The organism is Azospirillum cavernae (genome assembly GCF_003590795.1).
Taxonomy (GTDB): domain Bacteria; phylum Pseudomonadota; class Alphaproteobacteria; order Azospirillales; family Azospirillaceae; genus Azospirillum; species Azospirillum cavernae.
Genome location: NZ_QYUL01000005.1, coordinates 550,765 through 563,048 on the forward strand (window position 1 = coordinate 550,765; position 12,284 = coordinate 563,048).

General features: G+C 67.4%; 13 protein-coding genes. 5 read left to right on the top strand and 8 right to left on the bottom strand.

From position 1 onward, the window contains the following. Positions 1 to 55 precede the first annotated feature (55 nt). Entirely contained in the window at positions 56 to 1,348 is a 1,293-nt protein-coding gene (locus D3877_RS27740) for an adenylosuccinate synthase (protein WP_119834002.1), read from the bottom strand. Between the two features lie 68 nt (positions 1,349 to 1,416). Further along, the gene (locus tag D3877_RS27745) at positions 1,417 to 2,559 is read right to left on the bottom strand and encodes an ATP phosphoribosyltransferase regulatory subunit (RefSeq protein ID WP_119834003.1); all 1,143 of its coding nucleotides are present in this window, start codon (positions 2,557 to 2,559) and stop codon (positions 1,417 to 1,419) included. Between the two features lie 236 nt (positions 2,560 to 2,795). Here D3877_RS27745 and D3877_RS27750 point away from each other — a divergent pair, with 236 nt between their 5' ends. Next, positions 2,796 to 4,514: a hypothetical protein gene (locus D3877_RS27750; protein ID WP_119834004.1), complete on the top strand. Its 1,719-nt coding sequence runs from the start codon at positions 2,796 to 2,798 to the stop codon at positions 4,512 to 4,514. A 111-nt stretch (positions 4,515 to 4,625) separates the two neighbouring features. Beyond that, entirely contained in the window at positions 4,626 to 5,144 is a 519-nt protein-coding gene (locus D3877_RS27755; RefSeq protein WP_119834005.1) for an HPP family protein, read from the top strand. A gap of 42 nt (positions 5,145 to 5,186) precedes the next feature. Here D3877_RS27755 and D3877_RS27760 read toward each other — a convergent pair whose 3' ends face one another. The 5 genes from D3877_RS27760 to puuE all read right to left on the bottom strand — a co-directional run bounded on the left by D3877_RS27760 (position 5,187) and on the right by puuE (position 8,932). Next, entirely contained in the window at positions 5,187 to 6,350 is a 1,164-nt protein-coding gene (locus D3877_RS27760; RefSeq protein ID WP_119834006.1) for a phosphoserine transaminase, read from the bottom strand. 109 nt (positions 6,351 to 6,459) lie between these two features. Further along, positions 6,460 to 6,924, bottom strand: a complete 465-nt coding sequence (locus D3877_RS27765) for a hypothetical protein (RefSeq protein WP_238475132.1) — start codon at positions 6,922 to 6,924, stop codon at positions 6,460 to 6,462. Positions 6,925 to 7,039: 115 nt separating this feature from the next. Beyond that, entirely contained in the window at positions 7,040 to 7,375 is a 336-nt protein-coding gene (locus tag D3877_RS27770; protein ID WP_199721021.1) for a hypothetical protein, read from the bottom strand. Between the two features lie 105 nt (positions 7,376 to 7,480). Then, positions 7,481 to 7,993 carry a 2-oxo-4-hydroxy-4-carboxy-5-ureidoimidazoline decarboxylase gene (gene uraD / locus D3877_RS27775; RefSeq protein WP_119834007.1) on the bottom strand — a complete coding sequence of 171 codons (513 nt, stop codon included), beginning with the start codon at positions 7,991 to 7,993 and terminating at the stop codon, positions 7,481 to 7,483. A 27-nt stretch (positions 7,994 to 8,020) separates the two neighbouring features. Continuing rightward, on the bottom strand, positions 8,021 to 8,932 hold the full coding sequence (gene puuE, locus D3877_RS27780; RefSeq protein WP_119834008.1) for an allantoinase PuuE: 912 nt from the start codon (positions 8,930 to 8,932) through the stop codon (positions 8,021 to 8,023). A 195-nt stretch (positions 8,933 to 9,127) separates the two neighbouring features. On the opposite strand from puuE, the gene uraH reads away from it, so the two are divergent. After that, on the top strand, positions 9,128 to 9,475 hold the full coding sequence (uraH, locus tag D3877_RS27785) for a hydroxyisourate hydrolase (protein ID WP_119834009.1): 348 nt from the start codon (positions 9,128 to 9,130) through the stop codon (positions 9,473 to 9,475). Between the two features lie 91 nt (positions 9,476 to 9,566). Next, positions 9,567 to 10,487: a LysR family transcriptional regulator gene (locus D3877_RS27790; RefSeq protein ID WP_119834010.1), complete on the top strand. Its 921-nt coding sequence runs from the start codon at positions 9,567 to 9,569 to the stop codon at positions 10,485 to 10,487. On the opposite strand, the gene D3877_RS27795 is transcribed toward D3877_RS27790, so the two are convergent. Further along, on the bottom strand, positions 10,488 to 11,318 hold the full coding sequence (locus D3877_RS27795; RefSeq protein ID WP_119834011.1) for an IclR family transcriptional regulator: 831 nt from the start codon (positions 11,316 to 11,318) through the stop codon (positions 10,488 to 10,490). It lies immediately after the preceding gene. 177 nt (positions 11,319 to 11,495) lie between these two features. On the opposite strand from D3877_RS27795, the gene D3877_RS27800 reads away from it, so the two are divergent. Next, positions 11,496 to 12,272 carry an IclR family transcriptional regulator gene (locus D3877_RS27800; protein ID WP_238475133.1) on the top strand — a complete coding sequence of 259 codons (777 nt, stop codon included), beginning with the start codon at positions 11,496 to 11,498 and terminating at the stop codon, positions 12,270 to 12,272. Positions 12,273 to 12,284 lie beyond the last annotated feature (12 nt).

Here is a 12,284-nt window from a genome sequence, read left to right on the forward strand (position 1 = left end):
GCATAGCCCGTTCGGCCCGCCATCCCCTGGACGGAGGGCCGAACGATGCCGTCGATCAATCCGAGAACGGATCGGTCATCAGGATGGTGTCGTCGCGTTCCGGGCTGGTCGACAACAGGGCGACCGGGGCCTGGATCAGCTCTTCAATGTGGCGGACATACTTGACCGCCTGGGCGGGCAGCTCCGCCCACGACCGCGCGCCGCGCGTGGTGTCCTTCCAGCCTTCGAACGTCTCATAGATCGGTTCGACGCGGGCCTGGGCGCCGGCGTTGGCCGGGAAATAATCCAGCTCCTTGCCGTCCAGACGATATCCGACGCAGACCTTGATCTCGTCAAAGCCGTCCAACACGTCCAGCTTGGTCAGCGCGATGCCGTCGATGCCGCCGGTCTTGATGGCTTGGCGGACCATGACGGCGTCGAACCAGCCGCAACGGCGCTTGCGCCCGGTGACGACGCCGAACTCCTTGCCCTTCTGACCGATCAGTTCGCCGATCTCGTCCTTCAGCTCGGTCGGGAAGGGACCGGAGCCGACGCGGGTGGTGTAGGCCTTGCTGATGCCCAGCACATAGCCGACCGCGCGCGGCCCCACGCCGCTGCCCGCCGCCGCGTTGCCCGCCACGGTGTTGGACGAGGTGACGTAGGGGTAGGTGCCATGGTCGATGTCGAGCATCGAGCCTTGCGCGCCTTCAAACAGGATGCGCTTGCCCGCGCGACGCAGTTCGTCGAGCTGCTTCCACACCACGGCGGCGTAGGGCAGAACCTGCGGGGCGATCTCGCGCAGCGGCTCCAGCAGGTCGGCCGGGGTCATTTCCGGCGCGCCCAGGCTGCGCAGCAGCGCGTTGTGGTGGGCCAGCAGGGCGTCCACCTTTTCGACCAGCACCGCTTCGTCGGTCAGATCGCACAGGCGGATGGCGCGGCGGGCGACCTTGTCCTCATAGGCCGGGCCGATGCCGCGCCCGGTGGTGCCGATCTTCGACGCGCCCTTGGATTCTTCGCGGGCGCGGTCGATGGCGCCATGCACCGGCAGGATCAGCGGCACGTTTTCGGCGACGATCAGGTTGCCGGGGTTGACGTCAACGCCCTTTTCCTTGATCGCGTTGACTTCGCGGATGAAGGCCCAGGGGTCGAAGACGACGCCGTTGCCGATGACCGACAGCTTGTTCTGGCGAACGACGCCCGACGGCAGCAGGCTGAGCTTGTACTCAACCCCGTTGATGACCAGCGTATGGCCCGCGTTGTGACCGCCCTGGAAGCGCACCACGACATCGGCCCGGCTCGAGAGCCAGTCGACGATCTTGCCCTTGCCCTCGTCGCCCCACTGGGCGCCGACCACCGCCACGTTGGCCATCTCATGTCTCCGCAAACAAAATGATCCGCACACCCCCTCGCCCCGGAGGGGGGAGGGAAAGAAAAGCGCTACTCAACCGGATGGACGACGCCATCCGCCAGACGATGGCCGCACAGAAGCCGCTTGGCCTCCGCCGCCGCGTCCGCCACCGGGGCCAGCCCGGCCACCGTCACCCAGCCATCGGCCCGCAGCTTGCCCGACGCGGCCCACGGCGTGCCATGCGGCACATAAACGCGCGCGGGCGCGGGCACGACCGGAATCGCTGGAAGGATGTAATCCATGTAGAGGGTGAAGCCGGTGGCGCGCTCTTTGTTCGCGCCTGCATGATAGCGCCCGCCCTGCCCGACTTCCCCGACGTCGCGGGAAAACAGGGTGAAGCTGAGGCCGGTCTGATAGCCGAAGCCGCGATGCTCGACCAGATCGATGGTGACGGTCAGATCCGGCAGGGCCGCCCGCATGACCGCCAGCGCGGCGGTCAGACGACGACGGTCCAACTCCGCCTCTTCCGGCAACTCCACCGCCGTCAGCGCCCGCATGGCGCGATCCGCCGGGCCGGAGGCGCTCATCAGCGTTTCCAACAGCGTCGCCGCCGGGCCGCCGACCTCGGCCACCCCGGCGACGTCCTTACGGTCCAGCGCCGCGCGCAACTGGCGGACTTCATCGTCCGGGCGGCCAAGCCCGGCGCAGATGCGCTCCACCATCTTCGGAACGCACAGATCCACCGACAAATGCGGCACGCCGATGGCGGTCAGGGCCTGGACGGCCAACAGGATCACCTCGGCGTCGGCCTCCGGCTCCACCGCGCCGATCAGCTCGACGCCGACCTGGGTGAACTGACGTTCCGGGCGAAGCTGGGTGCCGTTCACCCGCAGCACCGGCCCAGCGTAGCACAGGCGCAGCGGGCGCGCCTCGTTCAGCAGGCGGGTGGTGGCGATGCGGACGATCTGCGGGGTGATGTCGGCCCGCACGGCCATCATGCGTTGGGAATGCGGGTCCATCACGCGGAAGGTCTGCTTGGCCATCGCCGCGCCGGCGCCGGACAGCAAATTCTCCTCGAACTCCACCAAAGGCGGATCGACGCGGCGATAGCCGTGCGCCGCGAACTCCGCCAACAGGCGTTCGACGGCGACCGCTTCATGCGCCGCTTCGGACGGCAGCACATCGTGCAATCCGGCGGGCAGCAGGGCGGAGTTCAGAGCGTCGGCGGGCATGGCCAGAATCGTCTCGTCAGGGAATGGCAAATGTCGGGCATACGGGGCGGGCTAATACCCGACACCGGCCCGTCATGCAAATGGAAAAGCCCCGCAAGCCGTCGTCATCTCCCCTGCGTCGGCGCCGGGTCCGGTTGTCTTCGCAAGCAATCGACAAAAGAACGACAGAAAATACCGTTGAATTTGCCAGAAAAATATCCGAATCCTGAATCGTTCAGACAGCGACACTTTGGGTGATGCGGCGCATGGCCCTGGCGAGCAGCAGCTACGAAGTCCAGATTTACCAGGCCGATCACTGGGTTCTCGACTCCTGTTTCGAGAGCGAGGCCGACGCGCGCGCCTACGGCAAGCGCATCCTGTCCGGCGGCAAGATCGAAGGAATCCGGGTGGTCCGCGATTGGGCCAGACCCGACGGACGCCACGTCGAAACGGAAATCCATCAGGAATTCCGCAGCGTTTCCAACAGCATCGTCATTTCCCCCATCGACGAGGCCCCACCGCTCTGCCACAGCGCCGAGGCGTGTTTCGGCGTCGAGGGGCGGATGGTGATGAACCGGCTGCTGCGCAATTACGTCGAGCGAATCGTCGTCACCCCCACCGAACTCCTCCACAACCACACCGAGTTGAAACGGCTCCTCGACAAGGACAACTTGGTTCCCACCGCCGTGGGCCGCGTCGCCGTTCTTCAGGCCGAACAGGCCGGTCTGGACAGCCGGTCGCGGCGGGATGAGTTGTACGGCTTCCTCAACAGCGTGACCGAGCGCGCCCGCGTCGCCGCCGCGCGCAAGGATTTGCCGAATCTGGAACGCGTCGGTTTCCGCCCGGCCTTCGAGTCCCTGGCCGCGAAAGAAGATCCAGAATCCTGCGACTTCCTGGCCCGCGCGCTGCTGTCGCGCGATCTGGTGCAGATGCGCAACTGGCTGGCCAAACTCGATTTTCTCGGCGAACTGGTGCGGCAGGACGGCGGGTTGACCGACCGCCCCCTGACGCTGATCGACGGGGTGATCGCCGACGTGCTGGGCGCGCCGTCGGTGGCGCAAGAGCTGCTCGGCCTGCAAGGCAGCTTGGCCGAAGCGCTGTGCAACCTGATCGACCTGTCGCGCGGGCGCCTGGACGTCAGCCGCCGGGCTGAGGATGACCGGGCGGTCCATCTCAACGAGCTTCTGGCCTTTCACGATCTCGACGAGACCCGCCACGTCATGATCGATCTGGTCCGCCGCCAACTGAAGAGCAACCAACCGCTCTACCGCGCGGACCCGGGGCAGGAGCGCGAGGCGTTCCAACGGGTCTTGCGGCGAGTCACCACCCCCGACGGGCTGATCGGCGGCGGCGGCATGGCCGAGGCGCTGGTCCTGCGCTATCTGCGCTTTCTGGAGGGCGGCGGGGCGGCGGGCCGACGGCGGGCGATGGAGGAGGTCTGCGGCCTCCACGCGGACGCCAAGGAGGGGCTGCGCTTCGTCATGGCCCTGTCCCAGTCGGATCTGGGCCGCCAGCACGCCGACGACGTCGCCCGGCTGCTGAACGGCTTTACCGGCGATCCGCGCGGCTTTGGCCGCTTCGTGGACCGCAGCCAACCGATCAAGATCAATCTGGAGCTGTTCACAAAACTTTACACCCAGGTCCGCGACTCAGCCGCGCCCGAACCGTTGAAGGCCACTGTGGCCGAGAACATCGACACTCTGCTGGTGGCCTACATCCATGATTGCAAGCTGGTCGAACGCATCGACAACCCGTCCGACCCGCTGCGCCACCGCGCCAACCGGCTGATGCAACTGTGCGCCCCCGGCACGCTGCAAAGCCGCAAGGCTCTGGCCGTCGTGCGCGAGCGGGTCGTCTCACACCTGCGCCAGCCGCAGTTCGAGCAGAAATATGTCGCGGATCTGACCGATCCCACGCTGCAACAAACCGCCCTGCGGGAGTTTTATCGGCTGTTGGGACAGGCCGGGCTGACCTGATCCGCCTCATGCGATGGTCACGCGACAGGCAGACCATTGCTGAAAATTTCGGCGTCTTGACGTTTTTTTAGCCGAAGTCTACCATCCGCGCCGCATTTGCGGAGGGTGGCTATGAAACGGCTGGGCGCTTTCTTCGGAAAAATGAAGGGCGCCGAACAGGCCCCGACCCGCCCCCACTTTCACGACATTGCGTGGTCCTGGGTGGGGGGAAGCGCCGGGATCGGGGCGATCAGCCTTCTTTCGATCATCAGCAAACTGCCGATGCTGCTCGCCCCCTTCGGCGCGACCTGCGTGCTGATTTTCGCGGCTACGGACAGCCATCTGGCGCAGCCCCGCAGCGTCATCGGCGGCTATCTGGTGTCGGCGCTGGTCGGCGTGATCGCCCTGTCGTTGCTGGGCAGTTCGCCTTGGGTGGTCGCTCTGTCGGTCGGCACGGCCATCGCGGCGATGCAGTTGACCCGCACCCTGCACGCGCCCGCCGGGGCGATGCCGCTGCTGGCGCTGGCGCCTGGAACCGACGCGCTGACGCTGCTGCCGACCGCGCTGGCCGGAGCCTTCACGCTGATCGGCATCGGCCTGCTGGTCAACAACCTGCGCCGCGACCGCGCCTATCCGCGCTATTGGGTGTGAGGCCCGCCAGCGGTCTGTTCAAACCGCTGGCGGGACACGCGCTCACTTCGCCCCGATCACCTCGGCCTTGACCGTGGCGAACGCCCAGTCCAGCCAGGGCAGGACCGCTTCCATGTCCTCGTTCTCCACCGTGGCGCCGCCCCACAGACGCAGGCCCGGCGGGGCGTCGCGGTAGGATCCGGCGTCAAACGCGGCCTCTTCCTTTTCCAGAAGCGCCGACAGCTTTTTGGCGAAGGCGGCCTGCGCCTCGTCGGACAGCGCCCGGACCTCGGGATCGGTGAAGCGCAGGCAGATCGAGGTGCAGGAGCGCGTCGCCTCGTCCTCGGCCAGGAACCCGGCCCACGCGCTGTCCTTCACCCATTCGGCGACCAGACGGAGATTTTGCTCCGACCGGCGGATCAATTGCGACAGACCGCCGACCGACAAGGCCCAGCGCAGACCGTCGATGGCGTCCTCGACGCACAGCATCGACGGGGTGTTGATGGTGTCGCCCTCAAAAATGCCTTCGATCAGCTTGCCGTTCTTGGTCATGCGGAAGATCTTGGGCAGGGGCCAATCGGGCTGGTAGCTCTCCAGCCGTTCAACCGCGCGCGGGCTGAGCACCAGCATGCCGTGCGCCGCCTCGCCGCCCAGAACCTTTTGCCAGGACCAGGTGGCGACGTCGATCTTGCTCCAGGGCATCTCCATCGCGAAGGCCGACGACGTCGCGTCGCAGATCGACAGCCCTTCGCGGTCCGCCGGGATCCAGTCGCCGTTGGGCACCCGCACGCCGGCGGTGGTGCCGTTCCACGGGAACACGACGTCGCAGGAGAAATCGACCTTGGACAGGTCGGGCAGCGCGCCATAGTCGGCGATCATCGTCCGCACGTCGGGCAGTTTGAGCTGCTTGACGACGTCCGTCACCCATTCCTTGCCGAAGCTTTCCCACGCCAGCATGTCGACGCCGCGCGCGCCCAGCATCGACCACAGCGCCATTTCGACGGCGCCGGTGTCCGACGCCGGAACGATGCCGATGCGGTAATCGCCGGGAATCGCCAGAATGGCGCGGGTGAGGTCGATGACCTCCTTCAGCTTGGCTTTGCCCGGCTTCGAGCGGTGCGAGCGACCGAGCAGCGCGCCTTCCAGCGCTTCAAGCGACCAGCCCGGACGCTTGGCGCAGGGGCCGGACGAAAAGAGCGGGGTGGAGGGGCGGCGGCTCGGCTTCATGGTGGACTTCCTACCCGGACAAGGGGGTGTGCAGAGGATCGGACCTTAAAAGCAGCGGCCCGACCCGTCAACCAACCCCGCGCCGCCCGTTGGAGCGTCAGCCATTCGCTCAGCGCGTGCGGGCGACCCGCCCGTCGCGGTAGGTCCAGGCGGCGGTTTCCGTCGCCGCTGGCACCGGCATCGACACCGTCAATACGCCGCCTTCGGTGGAAACCTCCGCCGCGTCGCTGCACGACCCGAAGGGCAGCGAGACGCGCGGCTTGGGCGCCGACAGCTCCAGAACGCGGAAGCGGGCCGGACAATCCTTGGCCCCGCTCTCGGCCTTCAGCAGCAGCATCCAGCGGCCATCGATGGTGTAGGCGTTGACGAACGTCACCAGCGTGCTTTCCCGGTCCTCAAACACCGTCGCGTCGTTGACCACCACCCGCGTGACCTTCGGCCCGACGTCGATCAGCTTGAACACCTCTTCACCCAGAGCCGCCGTCAAACGCGGCTCCTCCGCCGCCTGCGCCATTCCGGCGGCCAGAACCACGCCCACCGCCAGCGCCGCCGCGCTCACCACACCATGCCGCACAATGCCTCTCCCTCGCTGCCCGCCCAAACCGGGCGACACCCGAACGGGGGACACCTTAATGCGGCAAGCGGCCCGCCGGAAGCGATCCGTTGCGCCGGAACGACCGATCAACGGATCAACGGATCGGAATGTTGGCGCTGAAGCCAAAGCCCAGAGTCGGCGGCGGGTAATAGGCGGGCGGGGCATAGACGACCGGCGGGGGCGCGTAGATCACGCGCGGCGGCGGGGGCGGAACATAAATCACGCGCGGCTCTCGCGGCTCTTCCCAATGGCGGTGATGGCGCCGCCATTCATGGTCCGGGCCGCGCCACTCGCGCTCGCCCCGATAGCCATTGCCGCGCCAATCATCGCCGTGAGCCGACGCGACGCCCGCCGTCAATCCGGCGAAAGCGCCGCCGATCACCAGACCGCCCGCGACGGTCCACAAGATTTTCAACAAACGGCCAGACATCACGGCGTCCTCCTGCTGCGGGGGCACGACATCCCCGATGATCAGGCAAACAGCCGCCACGCCGCGATCATTCCACGCCAATGCCGAAAAAAGCGCGGCGCTTCTTTATGTCACAATCAGGTCGGCCAAGCGGAATTCGGCGATCTTGTAAATCTCCTCCAACGCCTGGGCGAATTCGGCCTCCGGCGCGTTTTGGACGCGGGCGCGCATCCCTTCCAGGATTTTCTGCGGGGTGCTGAAACGCACCGCCATGATGAAGGGAAAGCCGAAGCGCGCGCGGTAGGCGCGGTTCAGCGCCCGTTGCTCCTCGATCTCCGCCTCGGTCAGGTCGTTCAGCCCGGCGCGCGCCTGTTCGGACTGGGAAAAAGCGGCGAGGCTGGCGGGCCGCGTCGCCTTGTCGGCCAGATCGGGGTGCGCCAGGATCAAGGCGCGCTGCCGCTCCGACCCCGCCGCGCGGACGACGTCGCGCATCGCCGCGTGCAGTTGCGCGACGTCGGCGAAGGGACGGCCCTCCCAAACGGCGGCGGCGACCCAGGGGCTGTCCTCGAACACCGCGCCCAAAACGGCGACGAAGGCGTCGCGGTCAAGGGCGGCGAGATCGGCAAGGCGGTGCGGCATGGCGGTGACTTTCCCGGCAATGGCCGATCAGGCGCGGTAGGGGTGTTGGGCGATCCAGTGGCGGGCGATGTCCAGGCGGGTGGCGACCCACACCCGATCATGGCTGCGCACGTAATCCAGGAAGCGGCCAAGCGCGGCGGCGCGGCCCGGACGCCCGACCAACCGGCAATGCAACCCGACCGACAGCATTTTCGGCGCGCTCTCCCCCTCGGCGTACAGCGTGTCGAAGCTGTCCTTCAGGTAGGAAAAGAACTGGTCGCCGCTGTTGAAGCCCTGGTTGGTGGCGAACCGCATGTCGTTGGCGTCGAGCGTGTAGGGCACGATCAATTGCGGGCGGCCATGGCGGTCGTCCCAATAGGGCAGATCGTCGGCGTAGGAATCGGCGTTGTAGACGAAGCCACCCTCTTCGGCGACCAGACGCCAGGTGTTCGGGCTGCTCCGCCCCAGATACCAGCCGAGCGGGCGGCTGCCGGTGACGCGGGTGTGGACCTCGATGGCGCGCGCCATGTGCTCGCGCTCCACCTCGATGGGCAGATGCTGGCAGTCGATCCAGCGCCAGCCATGGGTGGCGATCTCCCACCCGGCGGCCTGCATGGCGGCGACCGCCTCCGGGTTGCGCTCCAGCGCCATGGCAACGCCATAGACGGTGACGGGCAGGCCGCGTTCGCTGAACATCCGGTGCAGCCGCCAGAAGCCGGCGCGCGAGCCGTATTCGTAGATCGACTCCATGTTCATGTGGCGCGCGCCGGGAATTGGCTGCGCCCCGACGATCTCCGACAGAAAGGCTTCGGACGCGGCGTCGCCGTGCAGCACGCAGTTTTCCCCGCCCTCCTCGTAATTGACGACGAATTGCACGGCGATCCTGGCGGCGCCCGGCCATTGGGCGTGCGGCGGGGTCGCGCCATAACCGATCATGTCGCGGGGGTAGGGCTGGGTCATCGCGCGCGTCCTTCGTGAAGAGGCCAAGGGAAGGGAGCTTGGACCCGATCACGCTAATCCACCGGGACCGGCGGCGGCAATCCGTCCCGTGACCGGAGACAGTTTCAAATTTCCCGCCCTCGCCAAGCCGCCGCCGGGCGCGTTAGGCTGCCATGATCGCCGTCATCCGACACGCTCACCCGAAGGGGCCACGCCATGGGACGTTTGACCACGCATGTTCTCGACATCGCTTCCGGCCGTCCGGCGGCGGGAATGGGCGTGCGCCTGACCGATCTGGACAGCGGCGCGACGCTGGGCGAGTTCGTCACCAACGCCGACGGCCGCCTCGACGCCCCCGCCTTGCAGGGCGACGCCCTCAAGGCCGGGCGGTACGAGCTGCTGTTCCGGGTCGGCGACTATTTCCGCGCCACGGGGACCAGCGGCGACGGCCTGCCCTTTCTGGACGAGGTGCCGTTGCGCTTCGGCGTCGCCGACGCCAGCCAGCATTACCATGTTCCCCTGCTGGTCTCGCCCTGGGCCTATTCGACCTACCGGGGAAGCTGACGGTCTTGTCGGATCTGGCGCCGCACGCGCGCCGGATGCTAGCCTTCGCGCTGGCGGCAAGCGCCCGATCCGACAGGGGAATTCCGCAACCATGGCGTTGCTTGAGAACATGCGCATCTTCGTGCGCGTCGTCGAGCTGGGGAGCCTGTCCGCCGCCGGGCGCAATCTGCGCATGTCGCCCGCCATGGTCAGCCACCGCATCCAACAGTTGGAGGCGCATCTCGGTGTCCGGCTGCTGAACCGCACCACCCGGCAATTGCAGGCGACCGAAACCGGCCTGGATTATTACCAAAGCTGCCTGGAGGTGTTGGAGGCGGTGGAGCGCGCCCACAGCGGCATCGCCGCTGGGTCGGGCGTGCCGTCGGGCAGCATCCGCGTGACCGCGCCGCTGGGCTTTGGCCGCCGGGTTCTGGCCCCGCTGGTCCCGGATTTCTGCGCCGCCCACCCGCTGGTCGAGCTGCGGTTGCGGTTGTCCGACCATCTGTTGGATCTGCTGCGTGAGGCGGTGGACGTCGCCGTGCGGATGGCGGTGTTGAAGGATTCGAGCTTCGTCGTGCGCAAGATCGCCGACGTGCGCCGGGTTCTGGTGGCCTCCCCCGCCTATCTGTCGGCCCATGGCCGCCCGGCCAAGCCCAGCGACCTGTCGGCGCACAATTGCCTGTTGCTGCGCTTTCCCGGCACCCAACAATATCAATGGACGCTGCTGGACGGCGGGGAGCCGGTGAAGGCCCCGGTGTCGGGCCGCTTCGACGCCGACGACGGCGACGTGTTGACCGGCTGGGCGCTGGACGGGCGGGGCGTCGCCCTGAAGCCGCTGTGGGAGGTGGCCGACCACATCCGCAGCGGCGCGCTGGTGCCGCTGCTGCCAGACCACCCGCCCGAACCGATCACGCTGGCCGTGCTCTACCCGCACCGCGCCCTGGTTCCGGCCAAGGTCCGCGCCTTCGCCGACCACATGATTCCGCACATCCGCGCGTCGCTCACCAGCCTGTCGCCCGACGCGCTGATATGACTACATGCCGCGCGACCGGACCAGCAGGACGCGCGCCTCTTCCGCCGCGCGCAGCAGGCGGGGCAGGAATTGGGTTTCCATCTCCGGGCAGGTGACGCGGGCGGCCTGGGCGCTGACGTTGACCGAGGCCACCACCCCGCCCGAGGCCGTGCGGATCGGCACGGCGATGGAGCGCAACCCCAACTCCAGCTCTTGATCGACCAGGGAAAAGCCGCGCTCGCGCACCCGCTCCAACTCGCGCTTCAGGGCGTCGGTTGCGGTGATGGTGCGTTCGGTGAAGGGCTTCAGCGGCACGCGGGCGAGATAGGCGTTCAAGTCCGCTTCCGGCATCGCCGCCAGCAGAACCCGCCCCATCGAGGTGCAATAGGCGGGCAGACGGCTGCCGACGTTCAGGCCAACCGACATGATGCGCTTGGTCGCCGCGCGGGCGATGTAGACCACATCATCCTCGTCCAGCACGGCGGCGGAGCAGGATTCCTGCACTGCGCCGCTGACCTGCTCGATCAACGGATCCAGGATCGTCGCCAGCGGGGCCGACGACAGGAAGGAATAGCCCAGCGCCAAAATCTTCGGCTTCAGGAAGAAGGTCCGCCCGTCCGACCCGGCGTAGCCCAACTGCATCAAGGTCAACAGGCAGCGCCGCGCCGCCGCGCGCGGCAATCCGGTGATTTTGGCGATGTCGGCGATGGTCAGGTTCGGTTCGCGTTCGGTGAAGGCGCGGATCACCGACAGACCGCGCGCCAGCGAGGTCATGAAATTGGGATCGGCGGCGTCCTCGCCCGCGTCGGCGGCGCGCGGCGCCCCATCCCCCGGATGCGCGGTGTCCACCATGCTGTGACGCTCCCCCCCAACGATTCGCTTTGCCCGCCCCGTATAATGGTGCGATTATCGCGCAAATGCCAGAGAAAACGCACAAATCTTGCGCTTCCCTCGCGCGCCACCTATTATGGACCCTTGGTTCATTCTGTGCAATCCTGCCCATCGACCAGGACCGGAATGGAACACGCGATGAGCGAACGGCGATCCGGCGGCGCCAAACCCGTCAACGCGCTGGTGCGCGGCTTGCGGGTTTTGGCGGTCGCCAACGAGATTCAGGCCCCGACCGTGGCGGAGATGGTTCGCCGCTCCCGCTTGCCGAAGGCCACGGTCATCCGGCTGCTGCAAACCCTGGTTCACGAAGGCTACCTCGACGATCTGGGCGAGGCGGAGGGCTATCAGGTGACGGCCAAGGTGCGGAATCTGTCGCGCGCCCTGCTGGACCGCACGCCCATCGCCCAACAGGTCCAACCTTTGCTGGACGAATTGGCCGGGCGGGTCAAATGGCCGTCGGAGTTCTTCGTCGCCGAAGGGCGTTCCGTGGTGATCGAGGTGTCGAACCGCAGCGCCGCGCCGATCAAGCTGAACCTGTTCGAGCATCGGCGCTTCCCCATGGTCGCCTCGGCCACCGGGCTGGCCTATCTGTCGGCTCTGCCGGAGGGCGAAGCCCAGCGCATCGTTCAGGATTCGCTGGCCGACGGCACGCTGGCCCGCCCGGTGGAGGATTGTTTGGCGCAGATCGCCGCCGCCCGGCGCGACGGCTACGCCCTGTGGGAATACCCCGCTTTGTCGCCGGGTTTGCGCATGGCGTCGATCCCGGTGCTGTCCAACGGGCGGGTCATCGGCGGGCTGTCGCTGGTGCATTTCCGCGATCTTGTCCCCGGCACCCTGTTGGAAACGCTGTTCCTGCCCGACCTGCGCCGGGTCGCGGCGCGGATTGGCGAGGCGTTGGCCGACAGCCGGGCCTGAGAACCGCCGCGC